Consider the following 15,770-nt stretch of genomic DNA (forward strand, 5'->3'; position numbering starts at 1 on the left):
CGTTGCGTGTGTTGCTGGTGTTGCTGCTTTCGCTTGCGCCCACGCAGGCGATCGACCGGCTGACGCTGCGCGTTGCCGACGTGGAGGGGCCTGAGCTCGTCGCCCACGGCATCTCTTTCGTGTTCGATGCCCGGGAGGCGCGCGCCGTGCTCTCGATCGAGCGCCTGAGCGTGGGTGGGCGGGGCTTTCGCGCTCTCGAGCTACGCTGTGGCAAGGCCGCACTCTCGCTCTCCGGGCTCATCTGCCGCGAGGCGCGCGGGCGTGCCGGCGGCGGGCCGTTACCCATGCTTGTCGATGTGGAGGCCGATCTGGATGCGCAGCGGATCGCGCTTGTGCTGCGGCCCGATGGCGGCGGGCGCGTCGACCTGCGCTATGCCCTCGAAGACGGCGCGCGCGCGCGCCTGATCGATGTGCCGTTCACGGTGCTGCAGGAATGGGTGCGCGCCTGGGCGCCTGAGCTGAGCCGCCGCGTCGCGTCCTTCAAGCCGGCGGGTCGGTTGAGTGGCGAGCTCGGCTGGTCGGGCGATGATCGGCTCGCGGTGGGTGTCCGTGTCGATGAGGCGGTGTTCGGCACCGCCGATGGTCTGCGGGCGGGCGAGGATCTGGCGCTGGAGGTCGGAGTCGATGCGCGTCGGGTGGGGCGCGCCTGGCAATGGCGGGCGACGCTCGACTGGCAGCAGGGGGCGGCCTATTGGCATCCGCTTTTCCTCGAGGCGGGTCCGCGCTTGCGTGCGGAGGGGCGACTGGATCGCGGGCAGATGCGCGTCGAGCAGCTCGGGCTCGAGATGGACGGCGTCGGACGGGTGAGTGCCTCACTGAATGGGGATCTTGCTGCACTCGACGCAATCAGTGCGGTGGTCGACATCGAGGGAGCCGATCTCGCGGTGCTCGGCCCGCGCATCCTTGCCCCGCTGCTCGCGCCCGCTCGAATGGAGCAGCTGCGCTTCTCGGGACGCGCCGACGGTCGCCTGCGCGTCGAGGCCGGCGGTCTCAAGTCTGCCGAGGTCGGTCTCCAGGCTGCCGGCATCGAGCTCGCGGCGGCGGGCGGCGGCACCGGGGTGGCGCTCGGACCGATTTCGGGGCGCATCGACTGGGCTCGCGGAAGCCGCGGCGCTGCCAGGCTCGAGGTCGGGGGCGGACGCTGGGAGAAGCTCGCCCTCGGCGCATTCTCGGTCGACGCGGCGCTGGTCGATGGCGGCATTCGCGTCCCGCGGCTGCGCGTTCCCGTGCTCGACGGTGCGCTGGTGGTGGACGCGCTCGAGCTGTCGCAGGCAGAGGGAGGCTGGCAGGGCCGCGGCAGCGTGGTGATCGAGCCGGTGTCGATGCCGCAACTGTCCGCAGCGCTCGATCTGCCGATCATGGCAGGCGTGCTGTCGGCGTCGCTGCCCGGCCTGCGGCTGACTCCGGGCGAGCTGGCCTTCGAGGGTGCGCTCGTGGTCTCGGTCTTCGATGGCTACCTGCGGGCGACCGGGCTGCGTCTGCGCGAGCCCTTCGGCGTGGCCTCGCACCTGAGTGCGGATCTCGAGGCGCGCCATGTGGATCTTGCCCAGCTGACCGAGACCTTCAGCTTCGGCAGCATGAGCGGGTTCATCGACGCCGATGTGCACGGGCTCGAGCTGGTGCGGTGGCGGCCGGTCGCCTTCGATGCACGGATCGTGAGCAGTCCAGGCGACTACAGGCGCCGGATCAGCCAGCGCGCGGTGGAGAACATCAGTGCGCTCGGCGGCGCAGGCGCCATGGCGGCGATCCAGCGCAGTCTCCTCGGCCTGTTCGAGAGCTTCGGCTACCGTGAGATCGGGCTGCGCTGCAGGCTTGCCGGCGGCGTGTGCCTGATGGGTGGAATCGAGGGCGGGGAGAGGCCCGCCGGGGGCTTCGTGATCGTCCGCGGTGGCGGCGTCCCGGCGCTGGATGTCATCGGCTACAATCGTCGCGTGGATTGGAATGAGCTTACGGACCGCCTGCAACGGGTGGTTGCCGAGAATGTTGCGCCGGAAGTGCGCTGACTTCAGGCCTCTGTAGGAGAACGGCATGGCCGTCGCGTCGAGGTGGTTCCTGGCTGCAGCCCTTGCCCTGTCGGCGTCGGCCTGCGTCACCATCAACATCTATTTTCCTGCTGCAGCGGCGGAGAAAGCTGCAGACCGCATCATCGACGAGGTCTGGCAGTTGCGCGAGGGCGCCGGCGCGCCGCCTGCGACCGACACGCAAGGAGAGGCAAAATGAACCGGTTTTACCTGTTCCTGCGCCGTGTTGGCGCGCTCGTGGTGGGCTTCGCCCTGGCGGTGTCGGTTCATGCGCAAGGCAACCTCGAGATCGATACGCCGGCCATCTCTGCCCTCAAGCAGTCGATGCAGAAGCGGCACGGGCAACTTGCGCCGCTCTACGCGGCGGGTGCAGTCGGCCTCGCCAGTGACGGCAGCGTGGCGCTGCGCGATGCGGGAAGCGTCCCGCTTGCCCAGCGCGCGCAGGTCAACAGCATGATTGCGGCCGAGAACGCCGATCGCGCGGCGCTCTATCGCGAGATCGCGCGCGCGAACGACCATCCGGAGTGGGAGGCGGACGTGCGCCGCACCTTCGCCCAGCGCTGGATCGATCGTGCGCAGCCCGGCTGGTGGGTGCAGCGGGGCGGGAACTGGGTGAGGAAGTAATGCCCGTCCTGGTGTTCGATATCGAGACGATCCCCGATGTGCGCGGGATCCGCGCGCTCGGTGACCTGCCGGACGAACTGTCCGAGTTCGAGGTTGCGGAGTGGGCCTTCCAGCAGCGGCGGGCGAGTCACGGCAACGACTTTTTGCCTCATCACCTGCAGCGGGTGGTGACGATTTCCTGCGTGCTGCGCGACGCCCAGCATTTCAGGGTGTTCTCGCTGTCTGAGCCGGATGCGGGAGAGGGCGAGATCATCCAGCGCTTCTTCGATGGCGTGGAGCGGTACACGCCGCAGATCGTGTCCTGGAACGGCGGCGGGTTCGATCTCCCGGTGCTGCATTATCGCGGCATGCTGCACGGGGTCTCGGCTCCGCGCTATTGGGATCAGGGCGAGGGCGACTACCATGACTCGCGCGACTTCAAGTGGAACAACTACATCAGTCGCTATCACAATCGTCATCTTGACCTGATGGATCTGCTCGCGCTCTATCAGCCGCGTGCCAACGCGCCGCTCGACGACCTGGCAAAGCTGATGGGCTATCCGGGAAAGCTCGGCATGGACGGGTCTGCGGTCTGGCAGGCCTGGCAGGAGGGCAGGATCGCTGAGATCCGGGACTACTGCGAGACGGACGTGGTCAATACCTACCTTGTCTATCTGCGCTTCGAGCGCATGCGCGGACATCTGGACGCGAGTGCCTGGGCCGCAGAGGTGGAGGTGGTGCGGGACGCGTTGCGTCGCATCGATGCGCCTCACTGGCAGCAGTTCCTCGCAGCATGGCCCGGGGATTGAGGTCGGAAGGTCCCGATCCGCATAGGAGAACGACATGAGCATCATCTATACCATTCTGGTCGGCCTCATCGTGGGTCTCGTCGCCCGCCTGCTGCATCCCGGCAAGGAGGGGTTGGGACTCATCATGACCGCGCTGCTCGGCATCGCCGGCTCGCTGGTCGCCACCTATGGCGGCGCGTTCCTGGGCATCTATGAGGCGGGAGAGGGGGCCGGTTTCATCGGCGCGGTCGTCGGTGCCTTCCTGATCCTCTTCTTCGTTTCACGCCTGAAGAAGTGATTTTTCCGCAGTGCCGAAAAAAACTTTGACAAGATTCTTTCGGTGTCTATAATGCGGGTCTTCAGCAGGCGCGTAGCTCAGTTGGTTAGAGCACCACCTTGACATGGTGGGGGTCGTTGGTTCGAATCCAATCGCGCCTACCAAGATTCTGGAGTCGATCATCATGTTCCGAACTACTACTCAGGCCGGAAACTGAACGGATCTGCTCCGCTTGTCTGCTAGAGAAAAAAGCGCGCCAGATCGCGCTTTTTTTTCGTCCACGCTTTCTGTTTCGTGCTCCGGCGGCCTTCGCCAGTCGGGGCTCACCAGTCCGAGGCCAAAGTCATGCCCAACATCACGCTTCCCGACGGTTCCGTGCGCAGCTTCGATCATCCGGTGACCGTGGCCGAGGTCGCGGCCTCGATCGGAGCCGGTCTCGCCAAGGCGGCCCTTGCCGGTCGAGTTGGCGGGCGTATGGTCGATCTTTCTCATCGGCTCGATGCCGATGTCGATCTCGCCATCGTCACCGACAAGACCGAAGAGGGGCTCGAGATCATTCGCCACTCGACGGCCCACCTTCTGGCGCACGCGGTGAAGGAGCTCTTTCCTGACGCCCAGGTGACGATCGGTCCGGTGATCGAGAACGGCTTCTATTATGACTTCTCGTACAAGCGGCCATTCACCCCCGAGGATCTCCAGGCGATCGAGCAGCGCATGGCCGAGATCGCAAAGCGCGAGATCCCGGTGCATCGCGAGGTTTGGGCGCGTGACGAGGCGGTGGCGTTCTTCAAGGGGATCGGCGAGCACTACAAGGCCGAGATCATCGCCTCCATTCCTTCGAGTGAGGATGTCTCGCTCTACCGCCAGGGCGACTTCATCGACCTGTGCCGTGGCCCGCACGTGCCATCGACCGGAAAGCTCAAGGTTTTCAAGTTGATGAAACTGGCCGGCGCCTATTGGCGCGGTGACTCGAAGAACGAGATGCTGCAGCGCGTCTACGGTACGGCATGGACCAGGAAGGACGAACTCGACGCCTACCTGCACATGATCGAGGAGGCCGAGAAGCGCGACCACCGCAAGCTCGGTCGCCAGCTCGACCTCTTCCATATCCAGGATGAGGCGCCGGGCATGGTGTTCTGGCATGCCAAGGGCTGGACGCTGTGGCAGCAGGTCGAGCAGTACCTGCGTCGCACCATCGGCGAGCACGGGTACCAGGAGGTGAAGACGCCGCAGATCGTCGATCGCTCGCTGTGGGAGAAGTCCGGTCACTGGGGCATGTACTCCGACCTGATGTTCACCACGCAGTCCGAGAAGCGCGATTACGCGGTCAAGCCCATGAACTGTCCGTGCCACATCCAGATCTTCAACCAGGGTCTGAAGAGCTATCGGGATCTGCCGCTGCGCATGGCCGAGTTCGGCTCCTGCCATCGCAACGAACCTTCGGGGTCGCTGCACGGGATCATGCGCGTGCGCAATTTCGTGCAGGACGACGCGCACATCTTCTGCGCGGAGAGCCAGGTGCAGGCAGAATCCGCCGAGTTCATCCGCCTGCTGCAGCAGGTGTACCAGGATTTTGGATTCACCGATGTGCAGGTGAAGCTGTCGACGCGTCCCGAGAAGCGCGTCGGCACCGACGAGCAATGGGATGCCGCCGAAGCGGCGCTCGCCGCGGCGCTCGACGCGCAGGGCCTGCAGTACGAGCTGCAGCCGGGCGAGGGCGCTTTCTATGGGCCGAAGATCGAATTCTCGCTGAAGGATTGCCTGGGGCGCGTGTGGCAGTGCGGCACGCTCCAGCTCGACTTCAACTTGCCCGTGCGTCTTGGCGCCGAGTATGTGGACGAGGACAACACCAAGAAGGTCCCGGTGATGCTGCATCGCGCAATCCTCGGCTCGCTCGAGCGCTTCATCGGCATCCTGATCGAGCATCATGCCGGTGCGATGCCGCTTTGGCTGGCGCCGCTGCAGGCAGTCGTGATGAATATCTCGGAAGGTCAGACGGAATATGCGGCCGAGGCCGCAGCGGCGCTCCGGAAGGCCGGTTTCCGGGTCGAAGCCGATTTGCGCAATGAGAAGATTAACTATAAAATTCGCGAACATAGCGTACAGAAGCTGCCCTACCAGATCGTCATCGGCGAGAAGGAGAAGGCCGCAGGCCTCGTGGCCGTACGTGCCCGAGGTGGCCAGGATCTTGGCCAAATGTCCCTCGATTCGCTGATCGAACGCTGGCGTCGCGAAGTTGAAGCGAAAGCCGGGTCGGTCTGATTTTGGTTTTCGTGGAGAGTTGAACCATCGCTCAAGATAAGAAGCAGCGCGTAAATAGGGAGATCAACGCGCCCGAACTCCGGCTGGTCGGCGAGGAAGGCGAACAGCTCGGAATCGTGTCCCTGAACGCAGCCCTCAACATGGCCGAAGAGGCTGGGCTGGATCTGGTCGAGATCGCACCGATGGCGGCGCCGCCCGTGTGCAAGTTGATGGATTTCGGCAAGTTCAAGTATCAGGAACAGAAGAAGGCCCACGAAGCCCGACTCAAGCAGAAGCAGGTGCAGGTGAAGGAGGTCAAGCTCCGCCCGGGTACCGATGAGAACGACTACCAGATCAAGCTGCGCAACCTGAAGCGCTTCCTGGAAGAAGGCGACAAGTGCAAGGTGACCTTGCGCTTCCGTGGTCGCGAGATGGCGCATCAGGAATTCGGCCTTCGCCAACTCGAGCGTGTCAAGGCCGACCTGGAAGAGCTGGGTCAGGTCGAGCAGATGCCGAAGATGGAAGGGCGCCAGATGATCATGATCATCGCGCCGAAGAAGAAGCACTAAGCTTCGAAGAATTTGCCCACAAGGGCAAAGCCGCCAGGCGGCGTGGGCTGACTGGCGGAAAACAAGTGGTGCCGGGTAATGAAACGCGTCGGGGCTTATCGACGCTACCTGGTGTCATCCAAAAACATGGAGTCTCAGCAATGCCCAAGATGAAGACGAAGAGCGGCGCCAAGAAGCGCTTCAAGGTCCGCTCGAGTGGTGGGATCAAGCGGTCCCAGGCGTTCAAGCGCCACATCCTGACCAAGAAAACGACCAAGGCGAAGCGTCAGCTGCGCGGCATGACCGAAGTTCATGCTGCAGATGAAAAGCTGATTCGCGCCATGCTTCCGTACGCTTGATAGGAGACCGCAATGCCTCGCGTTAAACGTGGTGTAACCGCCCGCGCCCGTCACAAGAAAGTCCTTTCCCAGGCCAAGGGTTATCGCGGCCGTCGCAAGAACGTCTATCGCATCGCCAAGCAGGCGGTGATGAAGGCCGGTCAGTATGCGTACCGCGACCGTCGTCAGCGCAAGCGTCAGTTCCGCACGCTGTGGATCGCGCGTATCAACGCCGCCGCGCGTGAGCTGGGTCTGACCTACAGCACCTTCATGAACGGTCTCAAGAAGGCTGCGATCGAGATCGACCGCAAGGTGCTGGCCGACCTCGCCGTGTTCGACAAGCCGGCGTTTGCCGCGATTGCCGAACAGGCCCGGGCCAAACTCGCTGCGTAATTCCACGCAGCCCGAAAAAAGGAGGCCTGGCCTCCTTTTTTTTCTTCTGCGTCGGCATTCCCCGGCGCAAGGGATTTCCCGATGTGCGGCCGCCCGGGCGGCCGCCATCCTGCAACACTGCACTTCGCCAGGCTCAGGGACATGGAACAGCTCGATCAACTGGTACAACAGGCCGCAGCCGACTTTGCCGCCGCGGCCGATGGCGCGCAGCTCGAACAGGCCAAGGCGCGCTACCTCGGCAAGGCCGGCTCGCTCACCGAGCGCCTCAAGTCGCTCGGCAAGCTCGACCCCGACGCGCGTCGCGAGGCCGGTGCGGCGATCAATGCCGCAAAGGTGGCGATCGAAAATGCGCTCGAGGCCCGTCGCAGCGCGCTGCGCGAAGCCGCTCTGCTCGCCCAGCTCGCCGCAGAGGCGCTTGACGTCACCCTGCCCGGACGGGGCGCGGTACAGGGCGGTTTGCATCCGGTCAGCCGTACCCTCGAGCGCGTCGAGCAACTCTTTGGCTCCATCGGCTTCGTGGTCGCCGATGGCCCCGAGATCGAGACCGACTGGCACAACTTCACCGCGCTCAACACGCCCGAGAACCACCCGGCGCGCTCGATGCACGACACCTTCTATCTCGAAGGCCACGACGACGTCCTGCTGCGCACCCACACCAGCCCGGTGCAGATCCGTGCGATGCAAGCCCATGTCGAGCGCTATCGCGACGCGGACGCCATGCCCGACCTGCGCATCATCGCGCCGGGGCGCGTGTTCCGTGTCGACTCCGATGCAACCCACTCGCCGATGTTCCATCAGGTCGAGGGCCTGTGGGTGGGCGAAAAAGTCAGCTTCGCCGATCTCAAGGGCGTCATAGCCGATTTCCTGCGCCGCTTCTTCGAGACCGACGACCTGCAGGTGCGCTTCCGCCCGTCGTTCTTCCCCTTCACCGAGCCCTCGGCCGAGATCGATGTGGCCTTCATGAGCGGTGCGCTCGAAGGACGCTGGCTGGAGATCGCCGGCTGCGGCGTCGTGCACCCGAACGTCCTGCGTTTCGGCGGCATCGACCCGGAGCGTTATACCGGCTTCGCCTTCGGCATGGGGCCGGACCGTCTCACCATGCTGCGCTATGGCGTGAATGACCTGCGTCTGTTCTTCGAAGGCGACCTGCGTTTCCTGAGCCAGTTCCGCTGAGCGGCTGCCAACACGCTGCGCCCCACCACGCAATCCGGGTAATCGAATCATGCAATTCTCAGAACAGTGGCTGCGGACCTTCGTCGATCCGCAGTTGGACAGCACCGAACTCGGCCACCTGCTGACCATGGCCGGCCTCGAAGTGGAAGAGGCCGAGGCGGCCGCGCCGGCCTTCCGCGGCGTGGTCGTCGCCCGCATCGTCGAAGCGAACAAGCATCCCGATGCAGACAAGCTCAAGCTGTGCAAGGTCGATGCAGGCACCGGCGAGCTGCTGCAGATCGTCTGCGGCGCCCCCAACGCGGCGGCCGGCATGAAGGTGCCGTGCGCGGTGGTCGGTGCCGTGCTGCCCGGCGAGTTCGTGATCAAGAAGGCCAAGCTGCGCGGCGTGGAGTCGTACGGCATGCTGTGTTCGGCGCGTGAGCTCGGTCTGTCCGAAGATCACGCCGGCCTCTATTCGCTACCGGACGACGCGCCCGTGGGCACCGACATCCGCGCCTATCTCGGCCTCGACGACACGTTGTTCACGATCAAGCTCACGCCCAATCGCGCCGACTGCCTGAGTCTGACCGGCGTCGCCCGCGAGGTGGCCGCCATCACCGGCGCACCCTTGCGTCCGGTTGGCGCGGAGGAGGTCGCGGCGACGATCGATGCGCGCCGCGAGATCGTCCTCGACGCGCCTGCCGCCTGTCCGCGCTACTGCGGACGGATCCTGCGTGGCGTCGATGCGAAGGCGCCCACGCCTGACTGGATGGTGCGCCGGCTCGCGCGCAGCGGCATCCGCTCGATCAGCGCCCTGGTTGACATCACCAACTACGTGATGCTCGAGCTCGGCCAGCCGCTGCACGCCTTCGACAACACCAGGCTGCAGGGCGCGATTCACGTGCGCATGCCGCGTCCGGGCGAGCAGGTGCGCCTGCTCAACGAGCAGACCGTCACCCCGGCGGCCGATACCCTGCTCATCGCCGACGAAGCGCGCGCGCTTGCGCTCGCGGGCATCATGGGCGGCGAGGATAGCGGGGTCACGCTGGAAACCACCGAGGTGTTCCTCGAGAGCGCCTTCTTCGCGCCTGCGGCGATCGCCGGGCGCGCGCGCAGTCATGGATTCGGCTCGGACGCCTCCCACCGCTTCGAGCGCGGCGTCGATCCCGAGCTCGCAGGCATTGCGATCGAGCGTGCCACCCGCCTCGTGCTCGACATCTGCGGCGGCGAAGCGGGTCCGGTGGTCGAAGCGCTGGCGGCCGAGGTGTTGCCGGCGCGTCGGCCCGTGCGCTTGCGCCCGGGGCGTGCGCGCCGCGTCCTCGGTATCATGCTCGACGACGAGGCAGTGCTGACGCTGCTGCAGCGCGTGCATCTGAGCGTGACGCGTGCCGGCGACGATTTCCTCGTCACGCCGCCCTCGTGGCGGTTCGACATCGAGATCGAGGAGGATCTGATCGAGGAGCTCGCACGCCTGCACGGGTACGACAACATTCCGGCGGTCGCGCCGCAGGGCAGCCTGATGATGCTGCCCAGTTCCGAGCGCAGCCGCCCGGTGTGGGCGCTGCGCCACCTGCTCGCCGCGCGCGGCTACCAGGAAGTGGTGAACTTCGCCTTCGTTGAGGAGGCGTGGGAGCGTGATTTCTGCGCCAACGAACAGCCGATTCGCCTCGCCAATCCGATCGCGAGCCAGCTCAGCGTGATGCGCTCGAGCCTGATCCCCGGTCTGGTCGGCACGCTGTCTACCAACCGCAAGCGCCAGATCGAGCGCGTACGCGTATTCGAAGTTGCGCGCACATTCGAGCGCAAGGCGGACGGCGAGCCCGTGCGCGGCTTTCATCAGGTGATGAAGCTCGCCGCGCTGGCCGCGGGTTCCGTGCTTCCCGAGCAGTGGGGTGAGCGTGGTCGGAACGTGGACTTCTACGACGTCAAGGGCGACCTCGAAGCGTTGTTCGCGCCGCGCACGCTCAGTTTCGCGCCGCTGTCGCATCCCGCGCTTCATCCCGGTCGCGCGGCGTCGGTGAAGCTCGACGGGCACATCATTGGTGTCATCGGCGAGCTGCATCCGGTCTGGGTCCAGCGTTACGACCTCGGTACGGCCCCGGTCGTGTTCGAGGTTGCGCTCGAGGCCGCGCTGGCGGCGCGCCTGCCGGGCTACTGCGAGATTTCCCGCATGCCCGCCGTGCGTCGCGACCTCGCGCTCGTGCTCGCGGCCGAGGTGCCGGTCGACCGCGTGCTCGAGGTGTTGCGCGCTGCCGCGCCGGCGGTCGTGCGCGAGATCAACCTGTTCGACGTCTATCAGGGCAAGGGCGTCGACCCCGACAAGCGCAGTCTTGCCTTCAGGGTAGTGATGCAAGATACTCAGCGCACACTCGAAGACGCCGAAGTCGATGCCGCGATCGCCGTGCTGGTCAGGCAGGCCGAGGCCGTGCTCGGAGGCCGGCTGCGTGGCGCGGGGGTCTGAGATGACGCTGACCAAGGCAGAGCTCGCTGACCTGCTCTTCGAGCAGGTCGGGCTCAACAAGCGCGAAGCCAAGGACATGGTCGAGGGCTTCTTCGAGGAGATCCGGATGGCGCTCGAGCGGGGCGACAGCGTGAAACTGTCGGGCTTCGGCAATTTCCAGCTGCGCGACAAGCCGCAGCGCCCCGGGCGCAACCCCAAGACGGGCGAGGAAATCCCGATCACCGCACGTCGCGTGGTCACTTTTCATGCCAGCCAGAAACTGAAGGCCGCGGTGGAGCAACTCAGCGATGCAAGCAAGCAGCCCTGATACCGGCGTGCAGGAACTGCCGCCGATTCCGGCGAAGCGCTATTTCACGATCGGCGAGGTCAGCGAGCTGTGTGGGGTCAAGCCCCACGTGCTGCGCTACTGGGAGCAGGAGTTCACCCAGCTCAAGCCGGTGAAGCGGGGGGGTAACCGTCGCTATTACCAGCACCACGAAGTTCTGCTCGTTCGTCGCATCCGCCAGTTGCTCTATCAGGAGGGGTTCACCATCTCCGGCGCCCGCAACCGGCTGGGCGAGTCGGCGATCCACGAGCAGGAAAGCCAGGTCGAGGTAGAGCGCTACGAGGCACTGGTTCGCGAGCTGAGGAGCGAGATTGCCTCGGTGCTCGCGGAGCTTCGCGGCTGAGGCGTTCCTGGCGCGAAACTGCTGGTAAATTTGGAATTCGCTGCTATAATGGCGGCTTGTGTCGGGGCGTAGCGCAGCCTGGTAGCGCACTTGCATGGGGTGCAAGGGGTCGCGAGTTCGAATCCCGCCGCCCCGACCAATCAAACAAACCGGCCCAGGCCGGTTTTTTGTTTTCAGGACGGCGCCCGGCAGTGCAAGGACGCTGTGCTAACATCCGGCTTCCTGGCCTTATTCTCGGCAACTCGCACGGGCTTCAGATGCGTATCCTGGTCAGCAACGACGACGGTTATTTCGCTCCCGGCATTTCGGCGCTCGCCGAGGCGCTGAGTACGCTCGGCGAGGTCACCGTGGTGGCCCCCGAGCGCGACCGCAGCGGCGCGAGCAACTCGCTTACCCTCGATCGCCCGCTGTCGCTCAAGCGCACCGCGAACGGTTTCTACCATGTGAACGGCACGCCGACGGATTGCGTGCACCTTGCCGTGACCGGGATGCTGGATCACCTCCCTGACATGGTCGTCTCGGGTGTGAACCACGGCGCCAACATGGGTGACGACACCGTTTACTCCGGGACCGTGGCGGCTGCGACCGAGGGCTTCCTGCTCGGCGTGCCATCGATCGCCGTGTCGCTGGTCAGCAAGTCCGCAACCGATTTCAGCGCAGCCGCGCGTGTGGCGCGAGACCTTGCCGAACGCTTCATGCGCAACCCCTTCCCCGGTCCTGTCCTGCTCAACGTGAACGTACCCGACGTCGCCTACGAACGTCTGCGGGGCACGCGCGTCACCCGGCTGGGCAAGCGCCACAAGGCAGAGCCGGTCGTACGCAGTCAGACGCCGCGCGGCGACACGGTGTATTGGGTCGGGGCGGCCGGAGGCGCGGCCGACGCGGGTGAGGGCACGGATTTCCATGCGGTCGCCAACGGTTGCGTGTCGGTCACGCCCTTGCAGATCGATCTCACCCATACCGGCCTGATCGCGCCGGTCTTCGACTGGTTGCAGCAGTGACCGCGCGCACCGCAGACGCGAGCCAGGCGGCGCGCGCGCGTGCGCGCATGGTCGAGCGCCTGCGCACGCAGGGGATCCGCGACGAGCGCGTGCTTGCCGCCATGCAGGCCGTGCCTCGCCACGCATTCGTCGAGGAAGGGCTCGCGTTCAGCGCTTATGACGACACGCCGCTGCCGATCGGTTTCCAGCAGACGATCTCGCAGCCCTATGTCGTTGCGCGCATGATCGAGTTGTTGCGGACGGGGCGGGAACTGGGGCGCACGCTTGAGGTGGGAGCGGGCTGTGGCTATCAGGCGGCCGTGCTGTCGCTGCTCGCGTCCGAGGTGTATGCCATCGAACGCATACGTCCGCTTCTCGATCGCGCTCGCGCCAACCTGCGCCCCTTGCGTCTGCCGAACGTACGGCTGAAACTTGCCGATGGTAGCCTGGGGCTTTCAGAGGCTGCGCCATTCGACAGCATCATCGTCGCTGCGGCGGCAATCGGCGTTCCTCCTGCACTTAAAGAACAACTGGCCCCTGGCGGTCGGCTGATCGTCCCCGTCGGGGGCGCGGAGCAACGACTCCTGCTGATCGAACGTCAGGGCAATGTTTTCCGGGAAAGCTGGTACGAGGCAGTGCGCTTCGTACCCCTGCTCGGTGGTACGGAATGAAAGACGGTATTTTTCGGATGCACACACGTTCAACTTATCTCTCCCTCGCGCTGGTAGTCCTGCTGAGCGCAGGTTGCGCCTCCAAGGTCACGGCTCCGGTGCGCGATGGCACGGGCGGGGTGACCTCGGGGGCAAGCACCGCGCCTGCTCCGGCGAGCGGCTTTCACACCGTGCGTCAAGGCGAGACGCTGCTTGGCATCGCCCGCCAGTACGGGGTCACGCTGCCGGACCTGGTTTCATGGAACGGCATCACCGATCCGAACCAGATTCAGGTCGGGCAGACCATTCGCGTCTCTCCGACGGGCGCCCCTCCGGGGGCGATCGCCGCCCCGGTGGGTGCCGCCGCGGTAAGTACGCCGGTTCCGCCCACCGGGGCTGAAGCAGGAGCCGTGCCCCTGGTCCGCGAGCCGATCGGCGGGCGGGCACCGGTCACCGAGCCGGTCCAGCCCGTGCAGCCCGCTCCCGTCGTCAGCGAGCCGCCGGCCGCGGTCGGTGGCGGGCAGTGGCAGTGGCCGGCAGCGGGGGGTGTCATCGCTGGCTTCAACGAGGCGTCCAACAAGGGCCTCGACATCGGCGGCAGCGTGGGTGACCCGGTGTATGCCGCATCGGCGGGCAAAGTCGTGTACGCTGGCAGCGGCCTGCGCGGCTATGGCAAGCTGATTGTCATCAAGCATAACCAGGAGTACAACTCGGTTTATGCCCACAACGACAAGCTGCTCGTCAAGGAAGACGATCAGGTGGCGCAGGGGCAGAAGATTGCCGAACTGGGCAGCTCCGAGGCCGACCGGCCCAAGCTCCATTTCGAGATCCGCAAGCAGGGCAAGGCCGTCGATCCGATGGGATACCTGCCGGCACGCTAAGGGGAAAGCATGGAAGAACCGGCGAATCTTGACGAACTGGAAAGTCATGAACCGGATCTTCCGCCCGAGGTCGAGGTCTTCGCGAATCATGTCCTGCCGGTCGTCGAGAACGACTTCTTCAGCGACGTCACGCAGCTCTACCTGAACGAGATCGGGGCGAACCCGCTGCTGACCGCTGAGGAGGAGTTGCAGATCGCACGCCGTGTGCGGTCGGGTGATTTCGATGCGCGGCAGACCATGATCGAGCGCAACCTGCGCTTGGTCGTGAACATCGCCAAGCACTATCTCAACCGCGGCATCCCTCTGCTCGATCTGGTCGAGGAGGGCAATCTCGGCCTGATGCATGCACTGGAGAAGTTCGATCCGGAGCGCGGCTTCCGCTTCTCGACCTACGCCACCTGGTGGATCCGCCAGAACATCGAGCGCGCGATCATGAACCAGTCGCGGACCATCCGGCTGCCCGTGCATGTCGTCAAGGAGCTCAATCAGGTGCTGCGCGCGCAGCGCCATATCGAGGCCAACGCCAACGGCGAGTCCTCGCTCGAGCAGATCGCCGACCGCCTGGGCAAGAGCATCGAGGACGTGCGCAGCATCCTCGCCCTCAGCGAGCACACCGCATCGCTCGACGCGCCGCTCGATATCGATCCCTCGCTTTCGATCGGCGAGTCACTCGCCGACGAACACCAGGTGAGTGCGGATGCGGCAATCCACTGCACCGAGGTCGAAAGCCTGGTGCGCGAATGGATCACCATGTTGAGCGACAAGCAGCGCATGGTCATCCGCCACCGCTACGGGATCGACGAGTGCGAGCTGCTCACACTCGAGGAGCTCGCCGCTCGTCTCGAGCTTACCCGCGAGCGCGTTCGCCAGATACAGCTCGAGGCGCTCGGCCAGCTGCGGCGCATCCTGAAGCGTCACGGCATCTCTCGCGACGCGCTGCTGTGAGCACGCGTGCTCGAGAGCCCAGGGTTGGGCGCGGGCGCTTGCCTCAGTCGTGTCCGGGGGGAAAGGTCCGGTAGTAGAGCTCGCGGCTTGCGTAGGCCATCACCGGAAGGGTGACGAGGAGCAGCGGCAGCAGCAGGGTGCTCGTGATGATGACCGCCGCGAGCACGAGCGCCCAGCACATCATCACGCCGAAGCGACCGAACACCGCGCGTACGCTGGCAACCACTCCCGACACGAGCTGGGCGCGGCCGTCGTAGATCAGGGGTATCGAGAATGCCGACACTGCGAACAGGATGAAGGCGAGCACGCCTCCCATGATCGCGCTGTATCCCGCGTAGTTCACCACCACGCCCTCGATGCGCAGCAGGCGCAGGAATCCGAACGGCTCGCGGCCCACCATGAAGCCATAGAGAATGCCGGCGTCGGTAATCCAGATCAGGAACAGAAGGCCGCAGACGAAGGAAATCACCCAGCCTCCGCGCGGCATGCGCCGGAACCCGTCCCAGATGTCGCCGAAGGCGGGGTGGCGCCCGTTCCGCAACTTGTCCGAAACCGAAAAGAAGCCCGCAAGCAGGATCGGGCCGACCAGCATGAAGCCGCCTGCAAGGGACAGGCTCATCGGTGCGATCTGACCGAATTCGAGCACCAGGTACATGAACAGGCCCATGCTCACGAAGAGCGCGGCGAAAGCGGCGCTCAGCCAGGGAATGGTGCGGAACTGCGCGACACCGAAGCGGACCGCGGCGCTGATGTCTGCGAGCGCCAGGGGCGCGGGCCTGAGGGTGGCGGAGGGATCGAGCGCGGCGGGTCGTTCGGTCATGGGG

The 15,770-nt window shown here is 65.4% G+C and carries 18 protein-coding genes and 2 tRNA genes; 19 read left to right on the plus strand and 1 reads right to left on the minus strand.

Features of this window, described 5'->3' with window-relative positions; translation table 11 throughout:
- Positions 1 to 17: 17 nt before the first annotated feature.
- From AAG895_RS06780 to rpoS, 19 genes are all read left to right on the plus strand, one after another.
- Positions 18 to 2,003 carry a hypothetical protein gene (locus tag AAG895_RS06780; protein WP_345794749.1) on the plus strand — a complete coding sequence of 662 codons (1,986 nt, stop codon included), beginning with the start codon at positions 18 to 20 and terminating at the stop codon, positions 2,001 to 2,003.
- 25 nt (positions 2,004 to 2,028) lie between these two features.
- Positions 2,029 to 2,220 (plus strand): hypothetical protein, encoded by a 192-nt coding sequence (locus AAG895_RS06785; RefSeq protein ID WP_345794750.1) that lies wholly within the window; start codon positions 2,029 to 2,031, stop codon positions 2,218 to 2,220.
- The gene (locus AAG895_RS06790) at positions 2,217 to 2,645 is read left to right on the plus strand and encodes a YdbL family protein (RefSeq protein WP_345794751.1); all 429 of its coding nucleotides are present in this window, start codon (positions 2,217 to 2,219) and stop codon (positions 2,643 to 2,645) included. Before AAG895_RS06785 ends, AAG895_RS06790 begins: the two co-directional genes overlap by 4 nt.
- Positions 2,645 to 3,433 (plus strand): 3'-5' exonuclease, encoded by a 789-nt coding sequence (locus AAG895_RS06795; RefSeq protein WP_345794752.1) that lies wholly within the window; start codon positions 2,645 to 2,647, stop codon positions 3,431 to 3,433. Before AAG895_RS06790 ends, AAG895_RS06795 begins: the two co-directional genes overlap by 1 nt.
- Positions 3,434 to 3,467: 34 nt before the next feature.
- A complete protein-coding gene (locus AAG895_RS06800) occupies positions 3,468 to 3,710 on the plus strand; it encodes a GlsB/YeaQ/YmgE family stress response membrane protein (RefSeq protein WP_345794753.1) in 243 nt (80 codons plus the stop codon).
- Positions 3,711 to 3,776: 66 nt separating this feature from the next.
- Positions 3,777 to 3,853, plus strand: a tRNA-Val gene (locus AAG895_RS06805).
- Between the two features lie 181 nt (positions 3,854 to 4,034).
- Entirely contained in the window at positions 4,035 to 5,951 is a 1,917-nt protein-coding gene (thrS, locus tag AAG895_RS06810) for a threonine--tRNA ligase (protein WP_345794754.1), read from the plus strand.
- Positions 5,952 to 5,977: 26 nt separating this feature from the next.
- Positions 5,978 to 6,499: a translation initiation factor IF-3 gene (infC, locus tag AAG895_RS06815; protein ID WP_345795245.1), complete on the plus strand. Its 522-nt coding sequence runs from the start codon at positions 5,978 to 5,980 to the stop codon at positions 6,497 to 6,499.
- A 140-nt stretch (positions 6,500 to 6,639) separates the two neighbouring features.
- Positions 6,640 to 6,837, plus strand: coding sequence for a 50S ribosomal protein L35 (gene rpmI, locus AAG895_RS06820; RefSeq protein WP_002923845.1), 198 nt, complete (start codon positions 6,640 to 6,642; stop codon positions 6,835 to 6,837).
- A gap of 12 nt (positions 6,838 to 6,849) precedes the next feature.
- Positions 6,850 to 7,209: a 50S ribosomal protein L20 gene (rplT, locus tag AAG895_RS06825; protein WP_320364630.1), complete on the plus strand. Its 360-nt coding sequence runs from the start codon at positions 6,850 to 6,852 to the stop codon at positions 7,207 to 7,209.
- A 141-nt stretch (positions 7,210 to 7,350) separates the two neighbouring features.
- On the plus strand, positions 7,351 to 8,382 hold the full coding sequence (gene pheS, locus AAG895_RS06830; RefSeq protein WP_345794755.1) for a phenylalanine--tRNA ligase subunit alpha: 1,032 nt from the start codon (positions 7,351 to 7,353) through the stop codon (positions 8,380 to 8,382).
- A gap of 49 nt (positions 8,383 to 8,431) precedes the next feature.
- On the plus strand, positions 8,432 to 10,822 hold the full coding sequence (gene pheT, locus AAG895_RS06835; protein WP_345794756.1) for a phenylalanine--tRNA ligase subunit beta: 2,391 nt from the start codon (positions 8,432 to 8,434) through the stop codon (positions 10,820 to 10,822).
- Position 10,823: 1 nt separating this feature from the next.
- Positions 10,824 to 11,129 (plus strand): integration host factor subunit alpha, encoded by a 306-nt coding sequence (locus AAG895_RS06840; protein WP_324537244.1) that lies wholly within the window; start codon positions 10,824 to 10,826, stop codon positions 11,127 to 11,129.
- Positions 11,110 to 11,490, plus strand: coding sequence for a MerR family transcriptional regulator (locus AAG895_RS06845; protein WP_345794757.1), 381 nt, complete (start codon positions 11,110 to 11,112; stop codon positions 11,488 to 11,490). Before AAG895_RS06840 ends, AAG895_RS06845 begins: the two co-directional genes overlap by 20 nt.
- A 62-nt stretch (positions 11,491 to 11,552) precedes the next feature.
- Positions 11,553 to 11,629, plus strand: a tRNA-Pro gene (locus AAG895_RS06850).
- 118 nt (positions 11,630 to 11,747) lie between these two features.
- On the plus strand, positions 11,748 to 12,491 hold the full coding sequence (gene surE / locus AAG895_RS06855; RefSeq protein ID WP_345794758.1) for a 5'/3'-nucleotidase SurE: 744 nt from the start codon (positions 11,748 to 11,750) through the stop codon (positions 12,489 to 12,491).
- A gap of 47 nt (positions 12,492 to 12,538) precedes the next feature.
- A complete protein-coding gene (locus AAG895_RS06860; RefSeq protein WP_345795246.1) occupies positions 12,539 to 13,141 on the plus strand; it encodes a protein-L-isoaspartate(D-aspartate) O-methyltransferase in 603 nt (200 codons plus the stop codon).
- A gap of 17 nt (positions 13,142 to 13,158) precedes the next feature.
- The gene (locus AAG895_RS06865; RefSeq protein WP_345795247.1) at positions 13,159 to 14,001 is read left to right on the plus strand and encodes a peptidoglycan DD-metalloendopeptidase family protein; all 843 of its coding nucleotides are present in this window, start codon (positions 13,159 to 13,161) and stop codon (positions 13,999 to 14,001) included.
- A 9-nt stretch (positions 14,002 to 14,010) separates the two neighbouring features.
- Entirely contained in the window at positions 14,011 to 14,946 is a 936-nt protein-coding gene (gene rpoS, locus AAG895_RS06870; RefSeq protein WP_345794759.1) for an RNA polymerase sigma factor RpoS, read from the plus strand.
- A gap of 43 nt (positions 14,947 to 14,989) precedes the next feature.
- Here rpoS and AAG895_RS06875 read toward each other — a convergent pair whose 3' ends face one another.
- Positions 14,990 to 15,766, minus strand: a complete 777-nt coding sequence (locus tag AAG895_RS06875; protein ID WP_345794760.1) for a DUF2189 domain-containing protein — start codon at positions 15,764 to 15,766, stop codon at positions 14,990 to 14,992.
- Between the last annotated feature and the right edge of the window lie 4 nt (positions 15,767 to 15,770).

Source organism: Thauera sp. JM12B12 (genome assembly GCF_039614725.1).
GTDB lineage: Bacteria > Pseudomonadota > Gammaproteobacteria > Burkholderiales > Rhodocyclaceae > Thauera.

What these genes read in the sequence shown, in the direction of transcription:
- AAG895_RS06785 (WP_345794750.1), top strand. Translation starts at nt 2,029, where the DNA reads ATGGCCGTCGCGTCGAGGTGGTTCCTGGCTGCAGCCCTTGCCCTGTCG.
- AAG895_RS06790 (WP_345794751.1), top strand. Translation starts at nt 2,217, where the DNA reads ATGAACCGGTTTTACCTGTTCCTGCGCCGTGTTGGCGCGCTCGTGGTG.
- AAG895_RS06795 (WP_345794752.1), top strand. Translation starts at nt 2,645, where the DNA reads ATGCCCGTCCTGGTGTTCGATATCGAGACGATCCCCGATGTGCGCGGG.
- AAG895_RS06800 (WP_345794753.1), top strand. Translation starts at nt 3,468, where the DNA reads ATGAGCATCATCTATACCATTCTGGTCGGCCTCATCGTGGGTCTCGTC.
- thrS (WP_345794754.1), top strand. Translation starts at nt 4,035, where the DNA reads ATGCCCAACATCACGCTTCCCGACGGTTCCGTGCGCAGCTTCGATCAT.
- rpmI (WP_002923845.1), top strand. Translation starts at nt 6,640, where the DNA reads ATGCCCAAGATGAAGACGAAGAGCGGCGCCAAGAAGCGCTTCAAGGTC.
- rplT (WP_320364630.1), top strand. Translation starts at nt 6,850, where the DNA reads ATGCCTCGCGTTAAACGTGGTGTAACCGCCCGCGCCCGTCACAAGAAA.
- pheS (WP_345794755.1), top strand. Translation starts at nt 7,351, where the DNA reads ATGGAACAGCTCGATCAACTGGTACAACAGGCCGCAGCCGACTTTGCC.
- pheT (WP_345794756.1), top strand. Translation starts at nt 8,432, where the DNA reads ATGCAATTCTCAGAACAGTGGCTGCGGACCTTCGTCGATCCGCAGTTG.
- AAG895_RS06840 (WP_324537244.1), top strand. Translation starts at nt 10,824, where the DNA reads ATGACGCTGACCAAGGCAGAGCTCGCTGACCTGCTCTTCGAGCAGGTC.
- AAG895_RS06845 (WP_345794757.1), top strand. Translation starts at nt 11,110, where the DNA reads ATGCAAGCAAGCAGCCCTGATACCGGCGTGCAGGAACTGCCGCCGATT.
- surE (WP_345794758.1), top strand. Translation starts at nt 11,748, where the DNA reads ATGCGTATCCTGGTCAGCAACGACGACGGTTATTTCGCTCCCGGCATT.
- AAG895_RS06860 (WP_345795246.1), top strand. Translation starts at nt 12,539, where the DNA reads ATGGTCGAGCGCCTGCGCACGCAGGGGATCCGCGACGAGCGCGTGCTT.
- AAG895_RS06865 (WP_345795247.1), top strand. Translation starts at nt 13,159, where the DNA reads ATGCACACACGTTCAACTTATCTCTCCCTCGCGCTGGTAGTCCTGCTG.
- rpoS (WP_345794759.1), top strand. Translation starts at nt 14,011, where the DNA reads ATGGAAGAACCGGCGAATCTTGACGAACTGGAAAGTCATGAACCGGAT.
- AAG895_RS06875 (WP_345794760.1), bottom strand. Translation starts at nt 15,766, where the DNA reads ATGACCGAACGACCCGCCGCGCTCGATCCCTCCGCCACCCTCAGGCCC.